This window comes from Nocardia sp. NPDC023852 (genome assembly GCF_040639505.1).
Taxonomy (GTDB): domain Bacteria; phylum Actinomycetota; class Actinomycetes; order Mycobacteriales; family Mycobacteriaceae; genus Nocardia.
In genome coordinates, this window is the sequence record NZ_JBFAAB010000026.1 from 1 (window position 1) to 26999 (window position 26999).

Sequence of the window (26999 nt, forward strand, 5' to 3'; positions counted from 1 at the left end):
TGCCTCAACGTCGAGGTGCTGTCGTCCGACGGCGCCGCCATCGAGATGCGCGACGGCGACGACGAGGATCTGGAGCGCGCGGCGGCCAACCTGGGCATCAACCTGTCCAGGAACGAAGCGGCCACCGTCGACGATCTGGCGAACTAGGCGGCCGGCCGGATGCCGCTCCCGCGAACGGCATCCGGCCTTCCGCGTTTTGCACGTGCGTGCTCGGCCGAGCAATTGCTCGGAAGACACCGACTAGTGAACTTTTGCTCGAATTCGACCCGAATAGGGGAAAGGAAGTTACGTGCTAGACGTCAACTTCTTCGATGAACTCCGGATCGGCCTTGCCACCGCCGACGACATCCGCCAGTGGTCCTACGGCGAGGTGAAGAAGCCGGAGACCATCAACTACCGCACGCTCAAGCCGGAGAAGGATGGCTTGTTCTGCGAGAAGATCTTCGGTCCCACCCGGGACTGGGAGTGCTACTGCGGTAAGTACAAGCGCGTCCGCTTCAAGGGCATCATCTGTGAGCGCTGTGGCGTCGAGGTGACTCGCGCCAAGGTGCGCCGTGAGCGGATGGGCCATATCGAGCTGGCCGCGCCGGTCACCCACATCTGGTACTTCAAGGGCGTGCCTTCGCGTCTGGGCTATCTGCTCGACCTGGCGCCGAAGGATCTGGAAAAGATCATCTACTTCGCCGCCTACGTCATCGTGGCCGTCGACGAGGAGCTGCGGCACAACGAGCTGTCCACGCTCGAGGCCGAGATGGAGGTCGAGAAGAAGGCGGTCGCCGACCAGCGCGACGCCGACCTCGAGGCCCGCGCCCAGAAGCTCGAGGCCGACATCGCCGAGCTGGAGGCCGAGGGCGCGAAGTCCGACGTGCGCCGCAAGGTCAAGGACGGTGGCGAGCGTGAGATGCGCCAGCTCCGCGACCGTGCTCAGCGCGAGCTGGACCGGCTGGAAGAGATCTGGAACACCTTCACCAAGCTGGCCCCCAAGCAGCTGATCGTGGACGAGGTGCTCTACCGCGAGCTGATCGACCGCTACGGCGAGTACTTCACCGGCGCCATGGGTGCGGAGTCCATCCAGAAGCTGATGGAGAACTTCGACATCGACGCCGAGGCCGAGTTGCTGCGCGAGACGATCCGCAGCGGCAAGGGTCAGAAGAAGCTGCGCGCGCTCAAGCGGCTCAAGGTCGTCGCGGCCTTCCAGTCCAACGGCAACTCGCCGATGGGCATGGTGCTCGACGCCGTTCCGGTGATCCCGCCGGAGCTGCGTCCGATGGTTCAGCTCGATGGTGGCCGCTTCGCCACCTCCGACCTGAACGACCTGTACCGCCGCGTGATCAACCGCAACAACCGCCTCAAGCGACTGATCGACCTCGGCGCGCCCGAGATCATCGTCAACAACGAGAAGCGGATGCTGCAGGAGTCCGTCGACGCGCTGTTCGACAACGGCCGCCGCGGCCGCCCGGTCACCGGGCCGGGCAATCGTCCGCTCAAGTCGCTGTCCGATCTGCTCAAGGGCAAGCAGGGCCGGTTCAGGCAGAACCTGCTCGGTAAGCGTGTGGATTACTCCGGTCGCTCTGTCATTGTTGTAGGCCCGCAGCTGAAGCTGCACCAGTGCGGTCTGCCCAAGCTGATGGCGCTGGAGCTGTTCAAGCCGTTCGTGATGAAGCGCCTGGTCGACCTGAACCACGCACAGAACATCAAGTCGGCCAAGCGGATGGTGGAGCGGCAGCGGCCGCAGGTGTGGGATGTCCTCGAAGAGGTCATCGCCGAACACCCTGTGCTGCTCAACCGTGCGCCCACCCTGCACCGCCTCGGCATCCAGGCCTTCGAGCCGCAGCTGGTGGAAGGCAAGGCCATTCAGCTGCACCCGCTGGTCTGTGAGGCGTTCAACGCCGACTTCGACGGTGACCAGATGGCCGTTCACCTGCCGCTGTCGGCGGAGGCGCAGGCCGAGGCCCGCATTCTGATGCTGTCCTCGAACAACATCCTGTCGCCGGCCTCGGGTCGTCCGCTGGCCATGCCGCGCCTGGACATGGTGACCGGCCTGTACTACCTGACCCGCCTGGAAGAGGGCGCGAAGGGTTCGTACCGTCCGGCCACCAAGGACGCACCGGAGCATGGCGTGTACTCCTCGCCCGCCGAGGCGCAGATGGCGGTGGACCGCGGTGAACTCACCGTGCGTTCGCTGATCAAGGTCCGGCTGACCGACCAGCGTCCGCCGAAGGACATCGAGGCGGAGCGGTTCCCGGAGGGCTGGCGGCGCGGCGATGCGTGGATCACCGAGACCACGCTGGGCCGGGTGCTGTTCAACGAGCTGCTGCCCGTGGACTACGCGTTCATCAACGAGCAGATGCCGAAGAAGCGTCAGGCGACGATCATCAACGATCTCGCCGAGCGCTACCCGATGATCGTGGTCGCGCAGACCGTCGACAAGCTCAAGGACGCGGGCTTCTACTGGGCCACGCGTTCCGGCGTGACGGTCTCCATGTCCGACGTGCTCGTGCCGCCGGAGAAGGCCGAGATCATGGAGCGCTACGAGGCGCAGTCGGATCAGATCGAGAAGAAGTACCAGCGTGGTGCGCTCGATCACCAGGAGCGCAACAACGCCCTGGTCAAGATCTGGCAGGAGGCGACCGAAGAGGTCGGTAAGGCGCTGCGCACGCACTACCCGGCCGACAACCCGATCATCACGATCGTCGACTCGGGCGCCACGGGTAACTTCACCCAGACCCGTACCCTCGCGGGCATGAAGGGCCTGGTGACGAACCCGAAGGGTGAGTTCATCCCGCGACCGATCAAGTCCTCCTTCCGTGAGGGCCTGACGGTTCTGGAGTACTTCATCAACACCCACGGTGCCCGAAAGGGTCTGGCCGACACCGCGCTTCGTACCGCCGACTCGGGTTACCTGACCCGTCGTCTGGTGGACGTCTCGCAGGACGTCATCGTGCGCGAGCACGACTGTGGCACCGAGCGCGGCATCGTGGTGCCGATCGCGGAGAAGCTGCTCGACGGCTCGATCATTCGCGACGCGCACGTGGAGACCTCCACTTACGCGCGCACCCTCGCCGCCGACGCGGTGGACGCCGCGGGCAATGTGGTGGTGGGCAAGGGCGCCGACCTCGGCGACCCGGCTCTCGAGGCGCTGCTGGATGCGGGCATCACAGAGGTGAAGGTCCGCTCCGTGCTGACCTGCACCACAGGCACCGGCGTGTGCGCGACCTGCTACGGCCGCTCCATGGCGACCGGCAAGCTGGTCGACATCGGTGAGGCCGTCGGTATCGTCGCCGCGCAGTCCATCGGTGAGCCCGGTACTCAGCTGACCATGCGTACCTTCCACCAGGGTGGTGTCGCGGGCGACGACATCACCGGTGGTCTGCCGCGTGTTCAGGAACTCTTCGAGGCTCGCGTGCCGAAGGGCAAGGCGCCCATCGCCGAGGTCTCCGGTCGCGTGCGGCTGGAGGACGACGATCGCTTCTACAAGATCACCATCATCCCGGATGACGGTGGCGAAGAGGTTGTCTACGACAAGCTCTCGAAGCGGCAGCGTCTGCGTGTGTTCAAGCATGACGACGGCACCGAGCGTCTGCTCTCGGACGGTGACCACGTCGAGGTCGGCCAGCAGTTGCTGGAAGGCGCGGCGGATCCGCATGAGGTGCTGCGCATCATGGGCCCCCGGCAGGTGCAGGTGCACCTGGTCCACGAGGTCCAGGAGGTCTACCGTTCCCAGGGTGTGTCGATCCACGACAAGCACATCGAGGTGATCGTGCGCCAAATGCTGCGTCGCGTGACCATCATCGACTCGGGTGCGACGGAGTTCCTGCCCGGCTCGCTCACCGAGCGTGCCGAGTTCGAGGCATCCAACCGCCGCGTCGTCGCCGAGGGCAACGAGCCCGCGGCGGGTCGCCCGGTGCTGATGGGTATCACCAAGGCGTCGCTGGCCACCGACTCGTGGCTGTCGGCGGCGTCCTTCCAGGAGACCACTCGAGTGCTGACGGACGCGGCGATCAACTGCCGCTCCGACAAGCTCATCGGCCTCAAGGAGAACGTGATCATCGGCAAGCTGATCCCGGCCGGTACCGGTATCAACCGCTACCGCAACATCCAGGTGCAGCCGACCGAAGAAGCCCGTGCCGCCGCGTACGCGGTGCCGTCTTACGACGACACCTACTACAGCCCGGAAAGCTTCGGCCAGACCACGGGTGCCGCGGTCCCGCTGGACGACTACGGGTTCAGCGACTACCGGTAATTCGGTAGAGTACGGCAGCATTCGGCCCCCGCTTCATTCCGGAGTGGGGGCCGAATGCGTTGCGGGCTGGTGCGGACTGGATCACCTATGATGAGGTGATTCCTCCTGCGAGCCCCCTGCCTGCTGGCGAGTCCGCACCGTGTGATCACAGGTCCAGACGGTGCGGTTGAGGTAATTGTCTCGCTGCAGGAATACCAGCAACTCGAGGCGGCGCGTGAGGAGCTACATCGCCTTCGTGGCCCGCGGGGCAGGGGCCTGATCGCAGAGCAGTTGCGCAAGGGAATGGCGCAGTTCGCAACCAATCCAGAGGCGTTTCGCCGCGTCGAGGTCGGTGAATTACTCTGCGAGACAGGTGATGTCGCGGGTGCACGCCGACTTCTCGAACCACTTCACGCGGATCCGTGCGTGCTCAGAGGGGCGAACAACGAACTCGCGGAGTATGTGGCGCAGATGTTGCGACGATTGTCGGAGGATATGTGAGCATAGGTCACGTACCGACACGTGCAGGCGCCGGCGAACCAGCCGCCCCGACGTTTGCCGACGCGTGAGCGACTACTTCATGGTGGCGATCTGAATCAGGTTGCCGCAGGTGTCGTCGAGGACCGCGGTGACCACCGGCCCCATCTCGGTGGCGTCCTGGGTGAACTCGACGCCCAGCCCCTTGAGCCGCTCGACCTCGGCGTACACGTCGTCGACGGCGAACTGGGTGAAGGGGATGCCGTCGGTGACCAGGGCGTTTTTGAACGGGCTCGCCGCTGGGTGGCCGTCCGGCTCCAGCAGCAGCTCGACGCCGTCGGGGTCGGCGGGGGAGACCACGGTGAGCCAGCGGGCCTCGCCGGCGGGCTCGTCGGTCTTCTTGATGAACCCCAGCTTCTCGGTGTAGAAGGCGAGCGCCTTGGCCTGGTCGTCGACGAAAACGCTGGTGAGGTTGATGCGGATCACGGGTTTGGTTCCTCTCGGTCGATGGGCCACCGCTCGACGATTGAGCGCAGCGGGCTCGTGTCGATGTGATGGAACTTGTACCGGCCCTGCCGTCGGGTGTGCACCAGGCCGGCCTGTTCGAGCACCGCGAGGTGCTGCGAGATGGCCTGACGCGAGGAGGCCAGGCCGTGCTTCATGGTCAGTCGGCCGCAGATCTCGAACAACGTCTGACCGTCCTTGTCGGTCAGCTCGTCCAGGATGATGCGTCGCGTCGAGTCGCCGATAGCCTTGAACAGGTCAGGGTCTGTCGCCACGGACACGATTTTAGGCAAGTGTCCGCTTGCATGTCAACGGAGGGGAGGCCGCATAGGCTTTCGCTTGTCGTGCCGCCACCAAGTTCTGAGACCAGGTTTTGGTCAGTGCGATTGCCCGCTCCAGCTGGGAGCGGGCAATCGTTGTTTCACGGATAGCCGAGGCATGGGGCCCGACCACCGAGGGTGGGAAGACCTGAGTCGCCCACCCTCGGAACTGTCAGCCCATGAGTGCCAATGGTTTTCGCTAGTCGATACCGAATGGCTCGGCGTAGCGAACCGTGCCGCGCGGTAGTGGGTGAGCAGGGGTGAGCGTCAGCGCCATCAACGCCTCATCCGGCACCTCGATGGTGAGACCGATGCCGTGCTCGGATGCCTTCCCGAAGCCGAAGCGCGGGTAGTACGTCGGATGGCCGAGCACAATGACGAAACGCTCGCCCATCCGCGCCGCGACCGTGAGCCCCGCCCGGATCGCGGCGCTACCGGCGCCGGTCTTCTGGTATTCGGGCAGTACGGCGCACGGACCGAGACATAGCGCCGGCGTGGTGTCGACATGGCAGCGGGTCAGCAGTGCGTAGCCGACCGGTGTGCCATCCGGCAGTGTGCTGACAAGGGACAGTCCGTCGATCCAGGCAGGGTCGTCGCGTAGTGCGTCGACCAGATCGGCCTCCTCGGCCCTGTCGAAGGCCGCATGGTTGATCGCGTGGACAGCGGGAATGTCGGCATCGTTTTCGGCGCGCGTGTGCCAATCGATGGGGGAATTCAACTCGGATTCTCCGTATTCGTGATGGGGGTCGGGCCCGTCCGCGGACACAACACCGCCGTCACACGAGCCGGATAGCTCGCAGCACGAACGCCGGACGAAGAGAGATCAGACCGGGACCCGAGACGACTGGACAGTCTGGGCGTCGTGTGTGACGGCGGTCTTCGGCGCGGTCATCCCGCCCCACCTCCTCAGGTTGCTCACCAGGTCGAATACGAACAAGCGATGCTAGCGCGCCCGACTGCAGGGGGCTATCGAATTGACGCCGAGTGCTGGACTCCGACTCCGACTCCGACTGCGGCCTCAGCGCTCGCTGTCGAGCAACGCCATCTGCGCGCTCGCGTAGCGCTCGCCCGCGACCTGGTCGGCCGGCACTGCCGCCTCGATGATGGCCAGCTCCTCTGTGTTGAGCGAGATATACGAGGCGCCAAGGCTTTCAGCTAAACTTTCGCGACGCCGCGCGCCGATGACCGGCACGATGTCTTCGCCCCGAGTGAGCGCCCACGCGATAGCCAGTTGCGCCATCGAGACGCCCTTGTCCGCCGCGATCGCGCCGAGCGCGCGCACCAGTTCGAGATTCCAGTCCAGGTTCTCGCCCTGAAAGCGCGGACTGTGTGCGCGGAAGTCGTTGGCGGCGAACCCGGTCGCGGCCCGGATCGAGTCGCTGAGCAGGCCCCGCGAGAGCACGCCGTAGGCGGTCACGCCGATGTCGCCGAGTTCATCACGAAGTTGCGTTCGTCGAGTATGGAATTCGATCGACACTGGGACGAACACGAAGTGGCGGTGCATCTTTCGGTCACCAAGTGCATCCTGCATCCGCGAGTCGGCCTGACCGACACCGTCTGCGAAACGTTGCTCACGCCCCAACGCCGCGCACCGCCTCGTGGTCTACCTGCCGCGTCCGGGCACGGACGCGGCCGAGAAGCTGGACTTGCTGCGCGTGATCGGCGACCAGACGCTGGCCCCCGCCGGCGTCGACGCAATGGCCGACCCTCTCGATTAGGGCGTGCTGGTCACGTATTGCGACGCCGTATCGACGACGGCCGTCCGCAGCCGCCGAACCCGGCCCATGCGCCGATCGCGCGTGTCCGGCCAGCTGTTGAGCGGTGCGAAGCGCTGGGGCGCCTTGACCGCCGCCGCAGCCGTCGCCGATGCGGTAGATGCCCGCCGCGTGCCAGCTCAGCCGGCCCCGCGACCGCGGCGCCGTGATGGAGTCGAGCACGAACAGCCTGAGCCTGCCCTGTCCAGTTTGTCCGATGACGATGCCGTCCGGCCTGCGGCATGAGAAGAGTTGACGCCGACCCCTTGACGAACTCGCTCCGGCACGTAACACTGAACTAGATGGTTCAGTATGACTTCCTGGATGCCTCTTTCGGGGCGCTCGCGGATCCCACTCGACGTGGAATTCTGGAGCGCCTCGGCCGTGGGCCCGCGACCGTCAGCGAGCTGGCCGAACGCTTCGAGATGACCTTGACCGGCATGAAGAAGCACATCCAGTTGCTGGAGGCGGCGGGCATGATCCGCACGGAGAAGCGTGGCCGGGTGCGGTACTGCCGACTCGGCGAGAACGTCTTCGACCGAGAAGTGGCCTGGATGCAGGGCTATCGGCGCATGGTGGAAGCCCGGATGGACCGTCTCGGTGAATTTCTCGAGCGAACGGAGCAGGACTGATGGGCACAACCACGAACGACGCCGTCGTCACCGCCGACACCGACCGCGAGATCCACGTCGAGCGGATCTTCGACGCCCCGCGCGAGCGCGTGTGGGCCGCCTACAGCCGGATCGAGCTGCTCACCCAATGGTGGGGGCGCGGCAATCGACTCGACGTCGAGCGCTGGGAGTTCCGCCGGGGCGGGCACTGGCGCTTCGTCGAACACTCCGACGGCGAAACAAACGGCTTCGAGGGCAGATTTCGCGAGATCACACCGCAGGAGCGGATGGTTTACTCCTTCGAGTGGGACGGTATGCCCGCTTATGTCGCGGTCGACAACGTCAGCTTCGTCGACCTCGGCGACGGCCGGACGAAGGTGGTCACCGACAGTCAGTTCCATACGTCGCAGGAGCGCGACGGAATGCTGCAGTCGGGCATGGAGACCGGGCTCAACGCGAGCTATCGGGCGCTGGACGCCCTATTGGCCGCTGGATCTTGACCGGGAACGTGTTCGGCCCCGGGTGATCGGGGTCGAATCACGTTGTGTCACTTAGTCTCTGGCCGAACCGATCCGGCGTTTGCGCGGCTTCAGATGCAGGCCCGGCAGTGGCGGTGCGGGAATGCGCTGCTCGGGCGGGTGCCCCGCGATGTCGGCGAAACGGTGGAGTTCGCGGCTCTCCCAGTCGTTTCGGGCGGCGACGATCTCCTCATGGCCGCGGCCGACGAAGTTCCACCACATCACCAGTTCCTCGCCGAACGGCTCGCCACCGATCAGTGCGAAGTGGGCACCGTCCGCGCTGGCAAGCCGGAGTTCGTCGCGATCGGTGCCCAGATACAGCAGGGGCCCCGGCGCCAGCTCGGTCTCCGCGGCCGTCAACTCGCCCTCGATCACCAACACCGCGTGCTCGAAACGAGGGTTCAGTGGGAGGGTGACGTCGGCGCCCGGCTCCACCCGCACGTCGGCGCCGACCAGAGGTGTGTACGCGATCGCGGGCGAAGCGACCCCGGCCAGCGAGCCGATCAGGACGATCGCCCGTAGGCCGGCAGCCTCGAGGACGGGCAACTCGCGATGCTGCTCGAAGTGCGGGTCGATGCAGGCCTGATCGCCGGGCAAAGCGATCCACAATTGCAGGCCGTGCCCTGCTGGGGCGCCCGGGACGGCATACTCCGAATGCGCAATGCCGCGTCCCGAGGTCATCAGGTTCAGCTGGCCCGGCTCGATCTCGACGTCCGAGCCGACCGAGTCGCGGTGCCGGATGCGTCCTTCGAACGGCCAGGTCACTGTCTGCAGGCCGATGTGCGGGTGCGGATCTATGTCCGGCGGCGCGCCGGTCTTGGTGACGGTCGGCGAGCCGAAGTGGTCGAGGAAGCACCATGCGCCCACCGTCGGCAGGTCCCGTTGCGGTAGGACGCGTTCCACGAAGACTCCTCGGACACCGCCGAGCGGCACCTCGCGCGCCGGATACAGCTCCACGGCAGGACCGGGGCCTGGTGCCGGCTCACAGAGCGTCTCCGCGGGCCGCGGGTCGAGGTCACTCACGAGTGACGCCCTTGCCGATGACGTGGGCGTCGTATTCCGCGTGCTTGTCCAGGTATGCCTTGATGAACGGGCACAGCGGCCGGATCACACGGCCGCGGCCGATGGTGTCCTCGACCGCGCGCTGGGCCAGGGCTGTGCCGAGGCCCTTGCCGGAGAACGCGCCGTCGATCTCGGTGTGGGTGAACACCGTCTCGTCGGCGCGCTCCTCGTAGTCGGCGAAGCCGGCCGGCTCTCCGCTGTAGAACACCTCGTATCGGTGCTTTTCGTCGTTGCGGACGACCTCGGACTCCGGAGTCGATGCGGTCATGGTTGCCTTCTCCTTCCGTGCGCGGACCGGGTGCCTGCTGAGGATCGACACGCGGTTGAACGCGCCGATCGTGGTCGCCACCCAGGCGACGGCAGACAGCTGATCATCCGTCAGGTACGTGCGAGCGAAAGCGTACTCACGCTCTAGGGTGTCTTCGTCCGGAAGCGTCGCCGTGATCTCCGCGACCGCGAGTGCGCCCTGCTCGAATGGGGTATACGTTCCGCCGCGCCGCCATCCCGGTAGTACCGCGATCTCCTGTTCGGTGACTCCGGCCGCGAGTGCGGCCCGGTAGTGCACGTCCAGGCAGTACGCGCAGCCGTTGATCTGGGAGACGCGCAGGTTGATCAGTTCGATGATCCTGCGGTCGAGCCCGACCGCGGCGCCCGCCGCCCGCACCTCGCTCGCGACGCTGTTGAGCGCGCGAAAGGCGGTCGGTGTCTGTTTGTCGATCCAGACACGGTCATGGGGTGCGGAGAACTTCATATTCGTCGGATGTTAGTCGCCGCCGGTAAACACGCAGACAACGACCACCGAATAAGCGGACTTCAGTCCGGGTGCTGGAGTGTTGTCCGCAATGCCGCTGGGGCGCCATGATCTGAACCGGCAGATACGTACCGACCTGGTGAAACGCCGAACGCCCGCCCGCGATCTCAGCGGGCGAGCGCTTCTCGGACCAGGAACGGTCGCGCAACCCTCCGGCGCTCCGAGGATCGCCGGACGGTTGCGGCCGCGGATCAAGCGATCTCGGCGAACCGTCGCAGCTCGAACGGCTCGACCAGGATGCCCTCCAGTGCCGCCGCGCAAGCCTTCAGATGCGGCGTCTGGAAATGCGTCGCCAGGGCGTCCGCCTCGACCCACTCCTCCAGCAGCACTACCCGTCTCGGATCGGTGGGATGCAGGTAGAGCTCGTAGCCGAGACAGCCCTCCTCCGCCAGGGTTGGTTCGATCATGCTCTCCAGCAGTTCCTTCAGATCCGCCTCACGGCCCGGCTCGGCGGTGAAGCGGACGTTGAGCGTCAACGTGGACACGGCTGTCTCCTGATTTCTCGTGCTGCCGGCTATTCCCGGCCCGCCGAGGTGAAAGACATATCCGCGTACCGGTTGCCGGCCACCTTATCTGCGATCGGCTCCAGCGTAGCCAGTTCGTCGGCGGTCAGCGCGATGGTCGCGGCGGCCACGTTGTCGGCGAGCCGGCTTCGGCTGCGCGTGCCGGGAATCGGGACCACCGCGAGGTCGTGCACCCCGGCCTGCGCGTGCACCCAGGCCAGCGCGACCTGCGCGAGCGTGCTGCCGCGCGCGTCCGCGATCGCCCGCAGTGGTGCGAGCAGTTCGGCGTTGTGCACCGCGTTGTCGCCGGAGAACCGTGGCATCGAGACGCGGAAGTCCTTCCCCTCCGCCGATCCGCTCGAGCCGGTGAACGATCCGGCGAGGAAGCCGCGGCCGAGCGGCGAGTACGGCACGAACGTCACGCCCAGTTCCGCGGCGGCGGGCACCACGGTCCGTTCGACATCGCGGGAGAACAGTGACCACTCCGACTGCACCGCGGCGATCGGATGCACCGCGTGTGCGGCCCGCAATTCGGCTCCGGTCACCTCGGACAGGCCCAGCGCGCGAACCTTGCCCTCCTGCACCAGTTCCGCCATGGTGCCGACGGTGTCCTCGATCGGCACGGCGGGGCTCTTGCGGTGCATGTAGTAGAGGTCGATGGTGTCGATCCCGAGCCTGCGCAGGCTGGCCTCCACCGCACTGCGGATGTAGCCGGGGGAGTTGTCGAAGCCGCGGTAGGTCGGGTCGTCGGCCTTGCGGACGATGCCGAACTTGGTGGCCAGCACCACCTGGTCGCGATGGGCGCCGACAAAATCGCTGAGGAATTCTTCGTTATGGCCAGAGCCGTAGATGTCGGCGGTGTCGAAGAGCGTGACACCCAGTTCCAGGGCCTGTTCCAGCGTCGCCCGCGATTCGGTCAGGTCGCTGGGGCCGTAGAACTCGCTCATCCCCATACAGCCCAACCCCTGCGCCCCTACCCGTATGCCGCTGGTGCCCAGTGGGGTGGTGGAAAGGGTGTCGGGCCCACTCCTCGCCGGGCCCCCACCTTTCATCGAATCGCTCCGCGATACGGCGTTCATACCTTGATCCCTTCGCTGTCGTGCGCGATGACCGCGGCCGGCCGGCCCGCCTGGGCTCTGCCCTCGTAGACGGCGATCTTGTAGTCCAGCACGGCCAGGGTCTGATGAAGTTCATCGATCTTGGCGAGTACCTCCGAGCGCGTGTTCTGGAACATCGCCAGCCGCTCGGGGAACGTGGATTCCCCTGCCCGCACCAGTTCGGCGTAGCGGACCATGTCCGCCACCGACATGCCAGTGGTGCGCAGGCGACCGATCAGCGCCAGCCATTCCAGATCGCGATCACTGAACCGGCGCTTGCCGGTGTGGTCCCTGCCGATGTAATCCATCAGCCCGATCCGCTCGTACCAGCGCAACGTGTCCCGGCTCAGCCCCGACCGCTCAGCCACGGCACCGATCGAGTACCGCGGGTGCTCCCATTCGCTCACACTCTCTCGAGGTGCGGTTTCGCTCATGCCCTCGCCGCGCTGCCGCTCGGCTCCGTCATGCGCGATGCGCGCTGTGTTGGTGATTCGCTCGCTGCGCTCCCTCATGCCCTCGCCCTTCTCGTTGAACATCGACGACGCTAGTCACCTGGAGTGCACTCCAAGCAAGCCCCATTCTGCCGAAGTCCCGATCCCGGGTCCGAAATTTCGGTCTGCACCTGAAGACGGGCAGACAATCGCCTGCCCGATGAGGTCTGCCTTTTGCTGAGGCGCTGAGCTGGTCAGCTGCTGTAGTCGGGCATTTGCTGAACGGCCCATTTGTTGCCGTCCGGATCGGAGAAGAACGTGAACAGGCCCCAGCCGAGGTCCTGCACCGGAGTGGCCTGCACACCGGCTGCGACCAGCTGCCGGTAGGCATCCTCAGCGTTGGCCACCACCATCTGCATGCCCTCGACGCTGCCGGGCGCTGCCTCGGTGATGCCCTCGCCCAGACAGATGGAACAGCCGGAACCGGGCGGGGTCAGCTGAACGAAGCGCAGGTTCTCGTTGACCCGGTGATCGTGGTCGGCGTTGAAGCCGATCTTGGTGTAGAAGTCTTTGGCACGGTCGACGTCGGTCACCGGAATGGCGACGAGCTCAATTTTCCAGTCCATCCGCCGAGCATTTCACCCGCCACCGACAAAGTCCCCACTTCCCGCCTACTCTGGGGACATGCCTGGAAAGGACATCGACCGGATCAGGGCTCGTTCGGCTTGGGCGACGGTCAAAGAAAGCCCGGTGATCACCGCCATCGCGGTGGCGCCCTTCGTGCTCGCGCTCGGTGTCGTGTGGTGGCTGTTCGGCGGTTTCGCCGCGTTCGTGCTGCTGGTGATCCTCGGTGCGGTCGTGGTGGTCGGCGGCAAGTTACTGCGCTGACCGCGAGTAGTCAGCGCGGAATATGGAAGTAGGTCAGCTTCCCGGTCCCGGGGTCGATATCGGCCCATGGCCGGTCGAATTCCAACACGGCGAGCGCCGACGTGGGGAAGTTCCTGCTGAGCTCGACGGCCGGTACCGAATCGCGGTTGCTCGCCAACTCCCATGCCGTCCATGGCATGCCGGGCGCGTGTCCGATCACCAGCAGCGTCGAGACGTCGTCGTCGCTGAGCTGGATCAGCTCGATGACCGAAGGCGGCGCGGCCTCGTAGATCCCGGCCTCGAAGACGACCGGCGCCGTGATCCCGGTGGCGATCAGCGTCTGCCGGGTGCGAACGGCGGTGGAGCAGCGTACGGCGTCGATCGGTGGCTGGGTCTCGCGTAACCAGCGACCCGCCAGCCCGGCCTCACGCCGACCCCGCGGCGCCAGTGGTCGTTCGTGATCGCCGATACCGTCCGGGTACGCCGACTTGCCGTGCCGCATGAGGATCAGAGTCCGCGCCATGCGGATACCGTAAGGCCTCCGGACGTGAGGTCTCGACCATACTCGAGGCAGACTGAAAGCGGCATCACATCACGCCTGCCGCGGGGGATCCCTGGGGTGGAAGTGATGGACGCCACTTCTGCCCACCGCAACCCTTGGGTGGCCACAGCCCACGTACATCTTCGAGGATCAGCACAATATGGCCTACGTAATCACGCAGCGCTGTTGCAACGACGCCAGCTGCGTTTCCGAGTGCCCGGTCGATTGCATCCGTCCCACCCCGGACCAGCCGGAGTTCGCGACTACCGAGATGCTCTACATCGACCCCGACACCTGCATCGACTGTGGTGCCTGCGTAGACGCCTGCCCGGTGGAGGCCATCTTCCCTGAGGACGACCTCACCGCCTCGCTGGCGCGATACCGGGATATCAATGCGGCCTACTTCCAAAGGCATCCGCTCGAGTCGAACTTCGATCCCATCGTCACTCCCGCGCGTCCGCCGAAGCAGCTGGGCACTCTACGCGTCGCGATTGTCGGAGCCGGGCCGGCGGCCTGCTACGCCGCCGACGAACTGTTGCGCAGGGCAGACGTCGAAATCGAGATGTTCGACCGGCTGCCCACCCCGTGGGGTCTGGTCCGGGCGGGCGTCGCTCCGGACCACCCCGGCACCAAGACGGTCTCGGGCATGTTCGAGTCCGCGTTCCGCCGCGAGGCACTGCAGTACTACCTCAACGTCGAGGTCGGCACGGACATCTCGCATGACGAACTGCTGCGGCACCACCACGCCGTGATCTACGCGGTCGGCGCCTCGACCGACCGCCGTCTCGGCGTGCCGGGCGAGGATCTGCCGGGCAGCCACTCGGCCACCGAGTTCGTCGCCTGGTACAACGGCCACCCGGACTACGCCGACCGGACCTTCGACCTGTCCGGCGAGCGGGCCGTGATCGTCGGCAACGGCAATGTCGCCTTGGACGTGGCCCGGGTGCTGACCGTCGACCCCGACGAACTGGCCAAGACCGACATCGCGGACTACGCGCTGGACGCGTTGCGCCAGAGCAACATTCGGGAGGTCGTCGTGCTCGGCAGGCGCGGCCCGCTGCAGGCGGCCTACACCTCGTCGGAGTTCCTCGCCCTTGCTCACCTGAAGGGCGTCGACGTCCTCGTCGAGGAGGGTGATCTGCAACTCGACCAGGCGAGCCAAGCAATGCTGGACGATCCGGAGATCGAGCCGTCGCTGACGCTGAAGTACACCTTGGCCGAAGAGTACGCCGCCGGTCGGCGCGCGGAGAGCAACAAGCGGATCGTCTTCCGCTACCTCGCCTCGCCGACCGCGCTGACCGGCGCCGACCGCGTCGAGTCGATCGAGTTCGTGCACAACGAGCTGGTCAGCGAGGGCGGTCAGCTGGTGGCCGTGGCAACCGACCGGACCGAGAGCATCGACGCCACGCTGGTGCTGCGGTCCATCGGCTACCGCGGGGAACCGGTCGTCGACCTGCCGTTCGATGAACGGCGCGGTGTCGTGCCCAACGAGCACGGCCGGGTGATCGGCGCCGACGGCATACCGATTTCCGGCGTGTATGTCAGCGGCTGGATCAAGCGCGGTCCGCGCGGTGTGATCGGCTCGAACCGGGTCGACTCCGAGGAGACAGTGGAACAGCTCCTTTCCGACTTCACCACGGGCAAACTCGCTGTGCCGAAAGGCGATCGGGCCGCGCTGAAGGCGCTGCTCACGCAGCGGCAGGCCGACTTGGTGGACCGGACGGGCTGGCGGGCGATCGATCAGGCGGAGAAGGTCGCGGGCAAGTCCGCGGGGCGGCCGCGGGTCAAGTTCACTACGCGCGAGGATCTGCTGAAGGCCGCGCGCGGCTGACAGTGCCGGTTGCCGGTCGGATCATCCGAGATCCGACCGGCTTCCGACTCGGAGAGGCGGGCAGCCTGAAGACTCGGAGAGGCGGGCAGCCTAAAGACTCGGAGAGGCGGCACCGGGCAGCGGCATGATGCGGACCACTGTGGTGGTCGTACTACCGACGACGAACCACAACCGCAGCACCGGCTGTCCTGACCGGTCGCTGGGCTCGTATCGGCTGCGTATGGTCACATGCTGGCGCGCGAGGACCGGGGCGACGTATTCGATCACCGCGCGGTGCGGGCCGGCGAGCAGCTTGGGGTAGTCGACCAGGAACTGTTCCACCGCCTGCCAGTAACAGGCATTGTTGACGTGGTTGTACTGATCGATATCCGTGGCGCGCACCGGGAACGGCATGTCGGTGTCCGATTCCGGCGGCGTGGCGTCTGCCAGGTACGGCCGCCAGCGCAGCCGATGCTCGTCGGTCGTGCGGCCCAGGTAGGCGAGGCCCTCGTCGCTGATCCGGGCGGGCATCCCGGTCGACTCGCTGATGTTGATCCAGAAGCCCTCGGTCTCGATCAAGCCACCGTTTCCGCTGGTGATACGCACGCGCATATTGGTCCACCTAGTGGACAACGCCGAGCACCAGCGCAATAGCCGCACCTCGTCCGGCCAGAGGATCGGTCGGATGACGTCGATGACCGTCCGTCGGACGATCCAATTCGGGTCGGTCCGGTGAAAGAACGTTGTCTGCAGATTTTCCCAGGCAATATCCTGCAGATAGCGGGCGACGGCATCGAACCGCAACCGGTCGTAAGGATCCACATCGCCAGCCCGGACTGGCCACGCCGAAGTAAAGCCCATGCCCTCCTGGGGAAGCGGGGCGAGTGGCTGATCGAGTGACACTGGTGCTCCTCGCGCTGCACGGTGTGCTGCGTTTCTTCATGCGGTGCTGTTGTGACACGACTTTACGGGGCGTACGTCACACCCTCGCGTCGAGCCGCCTGTACTCCCGCATAATCCGCCAAAAAATGCTTGGACCAGGCGGGATGGTGGGGACGGCCGATGTGGGCGGGTCGCGAAGCTTCGATCAGCAGCCCTGGGACCCGTCCGCCGGATTCCAGACGTCGTCGTGGCCGGGCGTCTTGTAGGGCGTGCGGCATACCGGACGGACACTGGTCCGCGGCGGCCGGTTAGGTTGGTTCCGGCGGCGTCGGCGAGGCCACCCGCCGCCACGAGACAGAGAGGTCAGCACATGCGCGCAGCCCAGGTCAGCAAACTGGAAGGACCGCAGGCGATCCAGGTCGTGGACATCCCGGAGCCCGCGTCCCGGGGTGGTGTCGTGATCGACGTGCACGCGGCAGGTGTCGCGTTCCCGGACGTGCTGATGACGCGTGGCCTGTACCAGGTGAAGCCCGAGCTGCCGTTCGTCGTCGGCGGCGAGGTTGCGGGCATCGTGCGCGAGGCGCCGGAGGACTCGCACGTCGAGGTCGGTGACCGGGTGGTCGCACTGACTCTGCGCGGCAACGCCATGGCCGAGGTGGCCGTCGCGCCCGCGCAGATGGTGTTCCGGCTGCCGGACAACGTTTCGCTGGAGGCGGGCGCCGGCATCCTGTTCAACGATCTGACCGTGCACTTCTGCCTGCGTAACCGCGGCAGGCTGGCCGAGGGCGAGACCGTGCTCGTGCACGGCGCCGCGGGCGGCATCGGCACCTCGACTCTGCGGATGGCGGCCGCGCTCGGCGCGGGTCGGGTGATCGCAGTGGTGAGCACGGAGGCGAAGGCCGCGGTGGCCCGCGCCAACGGAGCCAGCGACGTAGTGCTCGCCGACGGCTGGCTCGCGGCGGTGCAGGAATTGACCGCCGGCCGCGGCGTGGACATCGTGCTCGACCCAGTCGGCGGCGACCGCTTCACCGACAGTGTTCGTTCGCTCGCCTCGGCGGGCCGGTTGCTGGTGGTCGGGTTCACCGCCGGCGAGATCCCCACCGTCAAGGTGAACCGGCTGCTGCTGAAGAACGTCGAGGTGGTCGGCGCATTGTGGGGCGAATGGGTAATGTCGCATCCGGGGTATCTGGCCGAGCAGTGGGCCGAGGTGGAGCCTTTGCTCGCCTCCGGCGAAATCGCGCCTCCGGAGCCGGCGCTGTACCCGCTGGACAAGGCGGCCGAGGCGGTCGCCTCGCTGGACAACCGCACCGCCACCGGCAAGGTTGTTGTCACGCTGCGCTGACGCGCACGGACCTGCCGTCTCTGGAGTGCGCTATGAAGCTGTCCACCCGGGTGCTGAATCGCACCCTGCTCGCCCGCCAGCACTTGCTGGAGCGCTCCTCGCGCACCGTGCACCAGATGTGTGACCATCTCGTCGGGCTGCAGGCGCAGGATTCGCTGCCGCCGTTCGTCGGACTATGGAGCCGGCTCGCGGATTTCGATCCGACGACGGTGTCGGACGCGCTGCAAGACCGCTCGCTGGTCCGCATCACCCTGATGCGCGGCACGATTCACCTGGTCACCCCGCCCGACGCGCTACGCATCGCGCCGCACGTGCAGCCGGAACTGGAGAAAGTGCCGTTCCGCAAGGGATTCAACTACGGCGCGATGGTCGGACTCGACCCGGAGGAGGTGCGCGGGCACGGCGAGGCGGTTCTCGGCGACGAGCCGATGTCCGCTGCGGAGCTGCGCGCCCGTGCTACCGAACTCTATCCGGACCGCAACGCCGGCGCGGTGGTGCAGACCTGGCTCTATCAGCTATCGGTGCTGCAGACCCCGCCGCGGGGCACGTGGAAAGACAACAGCAGGCCGATCTGGTCCCGGGTCGAGCCGTGGCTCGCCGCTCCGCTCGACCCGAGCTACCCGCTGGCGGAGTTGCTCGTCCGATATCTGCGCGCTTTCGGCCCGGCCTGCACCATGGACATGCAGACCTGGTCGAAACTGCTCGGCATGAAGCGGGCGATCGACGAACTCGGCGACCGCGTGCGCACTTACACCGACGAGCGCGGACGGACTCTCTACGACGTCGCCGACGGCGAGCTCGCCGACCCTGACATGCCCGCTCCCGTGCGCCTGCTCGGCTGGTACGACAATGCCCTTCTCTCCCATCGGGATCGGGCCAGGATCGTGCCGGATGGTGCGGCCCCTCCGCTGCGCGCCTTCGCGGCGCAAGTGTCTCCGGTGCTGGTCGACGGGTTCCTCGCGGGTCTGTACAAAGTCTTCGTCACCGCCGAGACCGCCCGGCTCCGGATCAGCCCGACCCGGACGTGGACCAAGAAGGAAAGCGCCGACGTTGCGGCCGAAGCGCACGCCCTGCTCGGCTTTCTGGAGGCAGGCAGGCGGGCCAGCGTGGAAATCCTCGACGTGGACGCCGGCCTGCGTCCCTGAGCGTGGAAAGCACCTCGATCGAACGGTTGCCGCGGCTACGGTTCGTGGGTCGAGCGGTATGCGGGCGCCTTGGTGGTAGCGGCCGGACTCACCGTGCGCAGCAGCGGCAGCGAGCGGCGTGCCACCACCGTCGACAGCACGATGACGCTGTGCGAGCGCACCACCGACGAGGTCCGGTCGATGCTCAGCAACGCGGCCTGCAGTCCAGCGTGCGAGTCGGCGCCGATCCGGCAGAGCACGTCGCCGGAGCCGGTGGTCGCGTAGGCCTCGAGCACGCCGGGGATGGCGTCTAGTTCGGCCGCGACGGTGTCGAGAGCGCCCTGTGCGATCTCCAACGTGACGAACGCCTGCACGTCGAACCCGGCCGCGGTGACGTCGATTTGCGGGTCGTAAGAGGCGATCACGCCGGACTCCTCCATACGCCCGATCCGGGATTGCACCGTGGCCCTGGCGACCCGGGTGCGGCGGGACAGCTCGAGAATGCCCGCTTTCTGGTGCTCATGCATCGCGGTGAGGATGGCGAGATCGAGTTCGTCGATTTTCGCGGGCGTGCGCGACATGACGGCCTCCGTTCGGGGCATGGACCAGCTTGCGGTCTGTCTTGCAAATACTATTCAGATTGTCCAGCATTCCGCGTGATTTCCTAGGCGAATTCGCCACACTGTCTATCGATAATTGGTGCTGTTGCCTACCGTGCCGACCCGGCGATTTCCTTGGAGCATGACCATCGATCACCTGCCCGATGCCCGGCGCGGCACCGCCCCCAGCGACGGCGAGCTGCCTACGCTCGTCGGGCTGGTCGACCACGACGACAGCGGCGACCCCTTCCCCGTGGTCGGCTGGGACGCGCTGGTCTGGGTGGTCGGCAACGCCACACAGACCGCGCACTTCCTGGAATCCGCTTTCGGGATGCGGCTGGAGGCATACTCCGGTCCCGAGACCGGAAACCGTGACCACAAAGCGTTCGTCTTACGCAGTGGCTCAGCGTGTTTCGTGATTACCGGGGCAGTCGACCCGAGCAGTACGCTGATTACCCATCACGATCGGCACGGGGACGGTGTGGTCGACATCGCGCTAGAGGTGTCGGACGTGGATCGCTGTATGGCATGGGCCCGCACGCAAGGCGCCACCATCCTGGTCGAACCACACGACGACACCGACGACTTCGGCACTGTCCGCTCGGCCGCGCTGGCCACTTACGGCGAGACCCGGCACACGCTGGTCGACCGGTCCCGTTACCACGGCCCCTATCTGCCCGGCTATGTACATCGGCGCTCGAACTATCAGCGGCGGGCGGGCTCGCCCATTCGACTGTTCCAGGCGATCGACCACGTCGTGGGCAATGTGGAACTCGGGCAGATGGACCAGTGGGTCGAGTTCTACCGCCGCGTCATGGGTTTCACCAACATGGCCGAGTTCGTCGGCGACGACATCGCCACCGAGTATTCGGCGCTGATGAGCAAGGTGGTCGCCAATGGAAACCACCGGGTGAAGTTTCCGCTCAACGAACCCGCCGCCGGCAAGAAGCGCTCGCAGATCGATGAATACCTCGAGTTCTACCGCGGCCCCGGTGTGCAGCACATCGCGCTCGCCACCGGCGACATCCTCGCCTGTGTCGACGCGCTGCGCCGCGAGGGCGTCGAATTCCTCGACACGCCCGCCGCCTACTACGAGGACCCCGAACTGCGCGCCCGCATCGGCCGGGTCCGCGTGCCGGTCGAGGAATTACAGGGCCGCGGCATCCTGGTAGATCGCGACGAGGACGGCTATCTCCTGCAGATCTTCACCAGACCGCTCACCGACCGTCCCACCGTCTTCTTCGAGCTCATCGAGCGGCACGGCTCCCTCGGCTTCGGCAAGGGCAATTTCAAGGCGCTGTTCCAGGCGATCGAACGCGAACAGGAGGCCCGCGGCAATTTGTGATCGGTTGTCGCACTGTGTATTTAGCAGTACTCTCCTGGTCGGATCATTCGCCGGACACGGGGGGAGGGTCGCGGTGGCCGGGAAAACCGCCGCGGTGGCTTCGATCGTCATCGCGCTGTGCGGTGGCGCGGGTCCGACCGCGCGGGCGGTGCCGCCCTCCAGCTATCACCCGAATCTGGACGCGTGCCTGACGGCGATGTCGAACTTCAAGACCGGGCGGGCGGAGTGCGTCTATATCGCGCCCATAGACACTTACGTGCTGCGCGTCGAGGGCGGATAACCTTTGCCGCTCGCGCGATCCGGACCCGAATGCCACGCCGTGGGTAGAGTGCAGCTATGCGGATAGGGGCGTTGGTCGGCTGCGCGGCGGTGCTGGCGTTGATGCTGACAGCGTGCGGTTCGGGAGGCGACACGGACGACTCCCAGACCTCGCTGCGGCCGCCGCCGAAGGTGGCCGCGCTCGGCCCGTTCGTCGGCGAATGCGGGCACGTGACCGACGACGAGGTGCGCGATATCGCGGGTCTCGGCCAGATCTCCCAGGTGCTGAAGAACTCGGTGGGCTGCAATTGGCAGTCCGCGGGGACCGGTTCGTCCAGCGTCACCTTCGCCTCCTACCGGGGCAGCCCGATCGAGCGAGAGAAGGCATGGGTCTCCACTCAGGGCCGCAATCCGCAGACGATCGAAGTCGGAGGGCGTACCGGTTTTCAGGCGCTCGAGCCGAGCGGGCAGGTTTGCGACCTCGCGGTGCGGCTCGACGACGACTTCTTCGAATGGTCGATGTCCTTCGGCCTGTTCGGCGCCAACGGCAATCCGTGCGACCGCATGCACAAGCTGGCGGAACTGACCGTGCAACGGCTGGGGTAGGGGAGGACCGATGACACTTCGGCGCGGCTACACCCGCGGAATATTCGCCGCGGTCGCCCTGTTGACCCTCGTGTTCGGCGCCGCGGGGTGCGGCCGAACGGTCAGTGGGTCCGCCTATCCGGCCGGATCCGGTACCGGGGACACCGTCAACACCGATTTCGACAAGCTGCTGCGTGAATGCGAGGTTGTCACCAGCGAGGACATCGCCAAGGCGGTGGGTACGGACTCCCTCGTTCAGCCGTCCTTCTACGGCGCGGTCTGCATGTGGGACCTGCAGGGCGCGCCCGGCGGCAACGCCATGGTGACGCTCAATTGGTACGAGATCGGTGCGCTGAACAACGAGAAGGCCAACAACGACAAGCTCGGCTACATCACCAACAACATCACCGTCGAGGGCAGGCGTGCGCTGGAGACGCGCCGTCCCAACGATCCGGACTCCTGCGGCGTCAGCGCGGGCGCGGCGGATCAAGGCGTCATCGGCTTCTGGGTCAACTACCGTCCGGGCTCCAGTCATCCCGACCCGTGCGGGGCAGCGAAGAAGCTGGTCGAGTTGACCTTGAATTTGGCGCGGTAGCGGGGTCCATACCACCCGCTTTGACCCTGTGTCCCGGCCGCGGGTATCGTGGACCGCTGTGCCCGGAAGCATGCGGGCAGGTTCGTGCGTGATCGTAGGCCAGCGAAAGCGGCTGACTACTCCAGCGTGCCCGGATTTCGGGCCTTGCGCCGCGTGCGACACGCCCGACCTCGGGACGCGAGAAACGTGGCCGGACGTGCGAGTGAAAGCTCGATGACAGCGACGTGAACGACGGGCCCGGAGGCGAAAGCTTGCGTGACCACGAAGGGTCCCGGGAACGTCGCCAACTGAACAGACATGAAGTTCCAGACACCGCGTTAACTAATAAGGAAAGCCGGTCTATGCCAACCATCAACCAGCTGGTCCGCAAGGGTCGCCGCGACAAGGTCGCCAAGACGAAGACCGCGGCCCTGAAGGGGAGCCCGCAGCGTCGTGGCGTGTGCACCCGTGTGTACACCACGACCCCGAAGAAGCCGAACTCCGCGCTGCGCAAGGTCGCGCGTGTTCGCCTGACCAGCGCGGTCGAGGTCACGGCCTACATCCCGGGTGAGGGCCACAACCTGCAGGAGCACTCGATGGTGCTCGTGCGCGGCGGTCGTGTGAAGGACCTCCCCGGTGTCCGCTACAAGATCATCCGTGGCTCGCTCGACACGCAGGGTGTGAAGAACCGCAAGCAGGCCCGCAGCCGTTACGGCGCCAAGAAGGAGAAGAGCTGATATGCCACGCAAGGGCCCCGCACCCAAGCGTCCGCTGATCAACGACCCGGTCTACGGTTCGCCGCTAGTTACTCAGCTGGTCAACAAGATCCTGCTGGATGGCAAGAAGTCCACTGCCGAGCGCATCGTCTACGGCGCGCTGGAGCAGGCGCGCGACAAGACCGGCACCGACCCGGTCGTCACGCTGAAGCGCGCGCTGGACAATGTCAAGCCGTCGCTGGAGGTGAAGCCCCGCCGCGTCGGTGGCGCCACCTACCAGGTTCCGGTCGAGGTCCGTCCGGGCCGCGCCAACACCCTGGCCCTGCGCTGGCTGGTCAACTTCTCGCGTGCGCGGCGGGAGAAGACGATGGTCGAGCGTCTGGCCAACGAGCTGCTCGACGCCAGCAACGGCCTCGGTGCCTCCGTCAAGCGTCGTGAGGACACCCACAAGATGGCCGAGTCCAACCGGGCCTTCGCGCACTACCGCTGGTGACGTCTGCCCGGCCCGTCGTCTGGGTCGGGAGGCACAGCCGGAGCGCGGCACTTACCTGCCGCGCCCGGCGTTGACATAGAGACGACCACAGGGTCGTCCCCGATAATCCCAACTAGCTACGAGCGGGGAAGATTTCCGTGGCACAGGACGTGCTCACCGACCTGAACAAGGTCCGCAACATCGGCATCATGGCCCACATCGATGCGGGCAAGACGACCACAACTGAACGCATCCTCTTCTACACCGGTATCACCTACAAGATCGGTGAGGTCCACGACGGCGCTGCCACGATGGACTGGATGGAGCAGGAGCAGGAGCGTGGTATCACCATCACCTCCGCGGCTACCACATGCTTCTGGAACGACAACCAGATCAACATCATCGACACCCCCGGGCACGTCGACTTCACCGTCGAGGTGGAGCGGTCGCTGCGCGTGCTCGACGGCGCCGTTGCGGTGTTCGACGGCAAAGAGGGCGTCGAGCCGCAGTCCGAGCAGGTGTGGCGTCAGGCCGATAAGTACGACGTGCCGCGAATCTGCTTCGTCAACAAGATGGACAAGCTCGGTGCGGATTTCTACTTCACCGTGCAGACCATCAAAGACCGCCTCGGCGCCAAGCCGCTGGTCCTCCAGCTGCCGATCGGTGCGGAGGACACCTTCGAGGGCATCATCGACCTGGTCGAGAACAACGCCAAGGTCTGGCGGGGTGAGACCAAGCTCGGCGAGCAGTACGAGGTCGTCGAGATCCCCGAGGACCTGAAGGAGAAGGCCGAGCAGTACCGCCAGGAACTGCTGGAGACCGTCGCCGAATCCGACGAGGCGCTGCTGGAGAAGTTCTTCGGCGGCGAGGAGCTCTCGATCGATGAGATCAAGGGCGCTATCCGCAAGCTGACGGTCAACTCCGAGCTGTACCCGGTGCTCTGTGGCTCCGCGTTCAAGAACAAGGGCGTGCAGCCCATGCTCGACGCGGTCATCGACTACCTGCCCTCGCCGCTGGACGTGGAGGCCACCACCGGCCATGCGCCCGGCAAGGAAGAGGAACTGCTGACCCGCAAGCCGAGCGCCGACGAGCCGTTCGCGGCCCTGGCGTTCAAGATCGCGGTGCACCCGTTCTTCGGCAAGCTGACCTACGTCCGCGTGTACTCCGGCAAGGTCGACTCCGGCGCCCAGGTCATCAACTCGACCAAGGGCAAGAAGGAGCGTCTGGGCAAGCTGTTCCAGATGCACTCCAACAAGGAGAACCCGGTCGGCGCCGCCTCGGCGGGGCACATCTACGCGGTCATCGGCCTCAAGGACACCACCACCGGTGACACCCTGTGCGATCCGCAGAACCAGATCGTGCTCGAGTCCATGACCTTCCCGGACCCGGTCATCGAGGTTTCCATCGAGCCGAAGACCAAGTCCGACCAGGAGAAGCTGGGCACCGCGATCCAGCGTCTCTCGGAAGAGGACCCGACCTTCTCGGTCAAGCTGGACCAGGAGACCGGTCAGACCGTCATCGGCGGTATGGGCGAACTCCACCTCGACATCCTGGTCGACCGCATGAAGCGCGAGTTCAAGGTCGAGGCGAACGTCGGCAAGCCGCAGGTGGCCTACCGCGAGACGATCACCAAGCGGGTCGAGAAGCTCGAGTACACCCACAAGAAGCAGACGGGTGGCTCCGGCCAGTTCGCGAAGGTGGTCATCGCCATCGAGCCGTTCGTCGGCGAGGACGGCGCGCACTACGAATTCGAGAACAAGGTCACCGGTGGCCGCGTGCCGAGGGAGTACATCCCTTCGGTGGACGCCGGTGCGCAGGACGCCATGCAGTACGGTGTGCTCGCGGGCTACCCCCTGGTGAACCTGAAGGTCACGCTGCTCGACGGCGCGTACCACGACGTCGACTCGTCAGAAATGGCGTTCAAGATCGCCGGCGTGCAGGCGCTCAAGGAAGCGGCTCGCAAGGCCGGTCCGGTGATCCTCGAGCCGCTGATGGCGGTCGAGGTCATCACGCCCGAGGACTACATGGGCGATGTGATCGGCGACCTGAACTCCCGCCGTGGTCAGATCCAGGCCATGGAGGAACGCAGTGGTGCCCGTGTCGTCAAGGCGCTGGTTCCGCTCTCGGAGATGTTCGGTTACATCGGTGACCTGCGGTCGAAGACCCAGGGCCGGGCGAACTACTCCATGGTGTTCGACTCGTACGCGGAGGTTCCGGCCAACGTGTCGAAGGAGATCATCGCCAAGGCGACCGGCGAGTAACACCGTTCGGGGCAGGTGGGACACTTGCCCCGACAGCCGGGCGTCAGCACGACCCCATTCAATAACCGCACTGCTGCAACTGCACGCACCAACAAGTCCAGGAGGACAAAGAAGTGGCGAAGGCGAAGTTCGAGCGGACGAAGCCGCACGTCAACATCGGCACCATCGGTCACGTCGACCACGGCAAGACCACGCTGACCGCAGCGATCACCAAGGTGCTGTCTGACAAGTACCCGGATCTGAACGAGAGCTTCGCGTTCGATCAGATCGACAAGGCGCCGGAGGAGAAGGCTCGTGGTATCACGATCAACATCTCCCACGTCGAATACCAGACGGAGAAGCGCCACTATGCGCACGTCGACGCGCCGGGTCACGCCGACTACATCAAGAACATGATCACCGGTGCGGCGCAGATGGACGGCGCCATCCTCGTGGTCGCCGCGACCGACGGGCCGATGCCGCAGACCCGTGAGCACGTGCTGCTCGCCCGTCAGGTCGGCGTGCCCTACATCCTGGTCGCGCTGAACAAGGCCGACATGGTCGACGACGAGGAGATCCTCGAGCTCGTCGAGATGGAGGTCCGCGAGCTGCTGGGTTCGCAGGAGTTCGACGAGGACGCGCCGGTCGTGCGGGTCTCCGGTCTGAAGGCGCTCGAGGGCGACCCGAAGTGGACCGAGTCGGTTCTCGAGCTGATGGCCGCGGTCGACGAGTCCATCCCGGACCCGGTGCGCGAGACCGACAAGCCGTTCCTGATGCCGGTCGAGGACGTGTTCACCATCACGGGTCGTGGCACCGTCGTCACCGGTCGTGTCGAGCGTGGCGTGATCAACGTGAACGAGGAAGTCGAGATCGTCGGCATCCGTACGGAGAAGACCAAGACCACGGTCACCGGCATCGAGATGTTCCGCAAGCTGCTCGACCAGGGCCAGGCCGGTGACAACGTCGGTCTGCTGGTTCGCGGTATCAAGCGCGAGGATGTGGAGCGCGGCCAGGTCGTCGTGAAGCCGGGCACCACCACTCCGCACACGGAGTTCGAAGGCCAGGCGTACATCCTGTCGAAGGACGAGGGCGGCCGCCACACCCCGTTCTTCAACAACTACCGTCCGCAGTTCTACTTCCGTACGACTGACGTGACGGGCGTTGTGACCCTGCCCGAGGGCACCGAGATGGTTATGCCCGGTGACAACACCGAGATGGCCGTCAAGCTGATCCAGCCGGTCGCCATGGACGAGGGTCTGCGCTTCGCGATCCGCGAGGGTGGTCGCACCGTCGGCGCCGGTCGCGTCACGAAGATCATCAAGTGATTCGCTGAA

General features: G+C 66.0%; 29 protein-coding genes and 2 pseudogenes. 17 read left to right on the plus strand and 14 right to left on the minus strand.

Features of this window, described 5'->3' with window-relative positions:
• Window positions 1–289 precede the first annotated feature (289 nt).
• Together AB0H00_RS26395 and AB0H00_RS26400 are read left to right on the plus strand one after the other, a co-directional pair.
• The gene (locus AB0H00_RS26395) at window positions 290–4243 is read left to right on the plus strand and encodes a DNA-directed RNA polymerase subunit beta' (protein WP_357271405.1); all 3954 of its coding nucleotides are present in this window, start codon (window positions 290–292) and stop codon (window positions 4241–4243) included.
• A 141-nt stretch (window positions 4244–4384) separates the two neighbouring features.
• A complete protein-coding gene (locus AB0H00_RS26400; protein ID WP_357271408.1) occupies window positions 4385–4723 on the plus strand; it encodes a hypothetical protein in 339 nt (112 codons plus the stop codon).
• Between the two features lie 72 nt (window positions 4724–4795).
• Here the strand turns inward: AB0H00_RS26400 and AB0H00_RS26405 are convergent, their stop codons facing one another.
• The 4 genes and pseudogenes from AB0H00_RS26405 to AB0H00_RS26420 all read right to left on the minus strand — a co-directional run.
• On the minus strand, window positions 4796–5182 hold the full coding sequence (locus AB0H00_RS26405) for a VOC family protein (protein ID WP_357271604.1): 387 nt from the start codon (window positions 5180–5182) through the stop codon (window positions 4796–4798).
• Entirely contained in the window at window positions 5182–5478 is a 297-nt protein-coding gene (locus tag AB0H00_RS26410; RefSeq protein ID WP_357271411.1) for a metalloregulator ArsR/SmtB family transcription factor, read from the minus strand. Before AB0H00_RS26410 ends, AB0H00_RS26405 begins: the two co-directional genes overlap by 1 nt.
• Before the next feature lie 244 nt (window positions 5479–5722).
• The gene (locus AB0H00_RS26415) at window positions 5723–6241 is read right to left on the minus strand and encodes an N-acetyltransferase (protein ID WP_357271414.1); all 519 of its coding nucleotides are present in this window, start codon (window positions 6239–6241) and stop codon (window positions 5723–5725) included.
• A 300-nt stretch (window positions 6242–6541) separates the two neighbouring features.
• Window positions 6542–6958 (minus strand): annotated as a pseudogene (locus AB0H00_RS26420) (aldo/keto reductase); the annotation flags it as partial.
• A gap of 24 nt (window positions 6959–6982) precedes the next feature.
• On the opposite strand from AB0H00_RS26420, the pseudogene AB0H00_RS26425 reads away from it, so the two are divergent.
• Window positions 6983–7048, plus strand: a pseudogene (locus tag AB0H00_RS26425) (hypothetical protein); the annotation flags it as partial.
• A gap of 46 nt (window positions 7049–7094) precedes the next feature.
• Here the strand turns inward: AB0H00_RS26425 and AB0H00_RS26430 are convergent.
• Window positions 7095–7460: a hypothetical protein gene (locus tag AB0H00_RS26430; protein ID WP_357271615.1), complete on the minus strand. Its 366-nt coding sequence runs from the start codon at window positions 7458–7460 to the stop codon at window positions 7095–7097.
• A 119-nt stretch (window positions 7461–7579) separates the two neighbouring features.
• Here AB0H00_RS26430 and AB0H00_RS26435 point away from each other — a divergent pair, with 119 nt between their 5' ends.
• A complete protein-coding gene (locus AB0H00_RS26435) occupies window positions 7580–7909 on the plus strand; it encodes a metalloregulator ArsR/SmtB family transcription factor (RefSeq protein ID WP_357271417.1) in 330 nt (109 codons plus the stop codon).
• Window positions 7909–8388, plus strand: coding sequence for an SRPBCC family protein (locus AB0H00_RS26440; RefSeq protein ID WP_357271420.1), 480 nt, complete (start codon window positions 7909–7911; stop codon window positions 8386–8388). Before AB0H00_RS26435 ends, AB0H00_RS26440 begins: the two co-directional genes overlap by 1 nt.
• 51 nt (window positions 8389–8439) lie before the next feature.
• Here AB0H00_RS26440 and AB0H00_RS26445 read toward each other — a convergent pair whose 3' ends face one another.
• From AB0H00_RS26445 to AB0H00_RS26470, 6 genes are all read right to left on the minus strand, one after another.
• Window positions 8440–9429, minus strand: a complete 990-nt coding sequence (locus AB0H00_RS26445; RefSeq protein WP_357271423.1) for a pirin family protein — start codon at window positions 9427–9429, stop codon at window positions 8440–8442.
• Window positions 9422–10219: an N-acetyltransferase gene (locus AB0H00_RS26450; protein ID WP_357271426.1), complete on the minus strand. Its 798-nt coding sequence runs from the start codon at window positions 10217–10219 to the stop codon at window positions 9422–9424. Before AB0H00_RS26450 ends, AB0H00_RS26445 begins: the two co-directional genes overlap by 8 nt.
• Window positions 10220–10470: 251 nt before the next feature.
• The gene (locus AB0H00_RS26455; RefSeq protein WP_357271429.1) at window positions 10471–10764 is read right to left on the minus strand and encodes a putative quinol monooxygenase; all 294 of its coding nucleotides are present in this window, start codon (window positions 10762–10764) and stop codon (window positions 10471–10473) included.
• A 29-nt stretch (window positions 10765–10793) separates the two neighbouring features.
• Window positions 10794–11861 (minus strand): aldo/keto reductase, encoded by a 1068-nt coding sequence (locus AB0H00_RS26460; RefSeq protein ID WP_357271432.1) that lies wholly within the window; start codon window positions 11859–11861, stop codon window positions 10794–10796.
• The gene (locus AB0H00_RS26465; RefSeq protein WP_357271435.1) at window positions 11858–12415 is read right to left on the minus strand and encodes a MerR family transcriptional regulator; all 558 of its coding nucleotides are present in this window, start codon (window positions 12413–12415) and stop codon (window positions 11858–11860) included. The genes AB0H00_RS26460 and AB0H00_RS26465 overlap by 4 nt, the downstream gene beginning before the upstream one ends.
• A 149-nt stretch (window positions 12416–12564) precedes the next feature.
• Window positions 12565–12936, minus strand: a complete 372-nt coding sequence (locus tag AB0H00_RS26470; protein WP_357271438.1) for a glyoxalase superfamily protein — start codon at window positions 12934–12936, stop codon at window positions 12565–12567.
• A 58-nt stretch (window positions 12937–12994) separates the two neighbouring features.
• Here AB0H00_RS26470 and AB0H00_RS26475 point away from each other — a divergent pair, with 58 nt between their 5' ends.
• Complete coding sequence (locus tag AB0H00_RS26475; RefSeq protein ID WP_357072985.1) at window positions 12995–13198, plus strand: hypothetical protein; 204 nt, start codon at window positions 12995–12997, stop codon at window positions 13196–13198.
• Between the two features lie 10 nt (window positions 13199–13208).
• On the opposite strand, the gene AB0H00_RS26480 is transcribed toward AB0H00_RS26475, so the two are convergent.
• The gene (locus AB0H00_RS26480; RefSeq protein ID WP_357271441.1) at window positions 13209–13700 is read right to left on the minus strand and encodes a histidine phosphatase family protein; all 492 of its coding nucleotides are present in this window, start codon (window positions 13698–13700) and stop codon (window positions 13209–13211) included.
• A 178-nt stretch (window positions 13701–13878) separates the two neighbouring features.
• Here AB0H00_RS26480 and AB0H00_RS26485 point away from each other — a divergent pair, with 178 nt between their 5' ends.
• Window positions 13879–15549, plus strand: a complete 1671-nt coding sequence (locus tag AB0H00_RS26485; RefSeq protein ID WP_357271444.1) for an FAD-dependent oxidoreductase — start codon at window positions 13879–13881, stop codon at window positions 15547–15549.
• A gap of 90 nt (window positions 15550–15639) precedes the next feature.
• Here AB0H00_RS26485 and AB0H00_RS26490 read toward each other — a convergent pair whose 3' ends face one another.
• Window positions 15640–16431 carry an acyl-ACP thioesterase domain-containing protein gene (locus AB0H00_RS26490; RefSeq protein ID WP_357271447.1) on the minus strand — a complete coding sequence of 264 codons (792 nt, stop codon included), beginning with the start codon at window positions 16429–16431 and terminating at the stop codon, window positions 15640–15642.
• A 349-nt stretch (window positions 16432–16780) separates the two neighbouring features.
• On the opposite strand from AB0H00_RS26490, the gene AB0H00_RS26495 reads away from it, so the two are divergent.
• Both AB0H00_RS26495 and AB0H00_RS26500 read left to right on the plus strand, forming a co-directional pair.
• Window positions 16781–17752 carry an NADPH:quinone oxidoreductase family protein gene (locus AB0H00_RS26495; RefSeq protein ID WP_357271450.1) on the plus strand — a complete coding sequence of 324 codons (972 nt, stop codon included), beginning with the start codon at window positions 16781–16783 and terminating at the stop codon, window positions 17750–17752.
• 32 nt (window positions 17753–17784) lie between these two features.
• Window positions 17785–18897 carry a winged helix DNA-binding domain-containing protein gene (locus AB0H00_RS26500; protein WP_357271453.1) on the plus strand — a complete coding sequence of 371 codons (1113 nt, stop codon included), beginning with the start codon at window positions 17785–17787 and terminating at the stop codon, window positions 18895–18897.
• Window positions 18898–18932: 35 nt separating this feature from the next.
• Here the strand turns inward: AB0H00_RS26500 and AB0H00_RS26505 are convergent, their stop codons facing one another.
• Window positions 18933–19457, minus strand: coding sequence for an Lrp/AsnC ligand binding domain-containing protein (locus tag AB0H00_RS26505; protein WP_357271456.1), 525 nt, complete (start codon window positions 19455–19457; stop codon window positions 18933–18935).
• Window positions 19458–19617: 160 nt separating this feature from the next.
• Between AB0H00_RS26505 and hppD the strand changes: the two genes are divergently transcribed.
• The 8 genes from hppD to tuf all read left to right on the plus strand — a co-directional run bounded on the left by hppD (window position 19618) and on the right by tuf (window position 26990).
• Window positions 19618–20820 carry a 4-hydroxyphenylpyruvate dioxygenase gene (gene hppD, locus AB0H00_RS26510; RefSeq protein ID WP_357271459.1) on the plus strand — a complete coding sequence of 401 codons (1203 nt, stop codon included), beginning with the start codon at window positions 19618–19620 and terminating at the stop codon, window positions 20818–20820.
• 73 nt (window positions 20821–20893) lie between these two features.
• Window positions 20894–21100 carry a hypothetical protein gene (locus AB0H00_RS26515; protein WP_357271462.1) on the plus strand — a complete coding sequence of 69 codons (207 nt, stop codon included), beginning with the start codon at window positions 20894–20896 and terminating at the stop codon, window positions 21098–21100.
• 56 nt (window positions 21101–21156) lie between these two features.
• A complete protein-coding gene (locus tag AB0H00_RS26520) occupies window positions 21157–21684 on the plus strand; it encodes a DUF3558 domain-containing protein (protein ID WP_357271465.1) in 528 nt (175 codons plus the stop codon).
• A gap of 10 nt (window positions 21685–21694) precedes the next feature.
• Window positions 21695–22258, plus strand: coding sequence for a DUF3558 domain-containing protein (locus tag AB0H00_RS26525; protein WP_357271469.1), 564 nt, complete (start codon window positions 21695–21697; stop codon window positions 22256–22258).
• A 341-nt stretch (window positions 22259–22599) separates the two neighbouring features.
• Entirely contained in the window at window positions 22600–22974 is a 375-nt protein-coding gene (gene rpsL / locus AB0H00_RS26530) for a 30S ribosomal protein S12 (protein ID WP_014353064.1), read from the plus strand.
• 1 nt (window position 22975) lies between these two features.
• The gene (gene rpsG / locus AB0H00_RS26535; RefSeq protein ID WP_014988439.1) at window positions 22976–23446 is read left to right on the plus strand and encodes a 30S ribosomal protein S7; all 471 of its coding nucleotides are present in this window, start codon (window positions 22976–22978) and stop codon (window positions 23444–23446) included.
• A 137-nt stretch (window positions 23447–23583) separates the two neighbouring features.
• A complete protein-coding gene (gene fusA / locus AB0H00_RS26540; RefSeq protein WP_357271474.1) occupies window positions 23584–25686 on the plus strand; it encodes an elongation factor G in 2103 nt (700 codons plus the stop codon).
• A 113-nt stretch (window positions 25687–25799) separates the two neighbouring features.
• The gene (gene tuf / locus AB0H00_RS26545) at window positions 25800–26990 is read left to right on the plus strand and encodes an elongation factor Tu (RefSeq protein WP_357271477.1); all 1191 of its coding nucleotides are present in this window, start codon (window positions 25800–25802) and stop codon (window positions 26988–26990) included.
• Window positions 26991–26999: the final 9 nt, after the last annotated feature.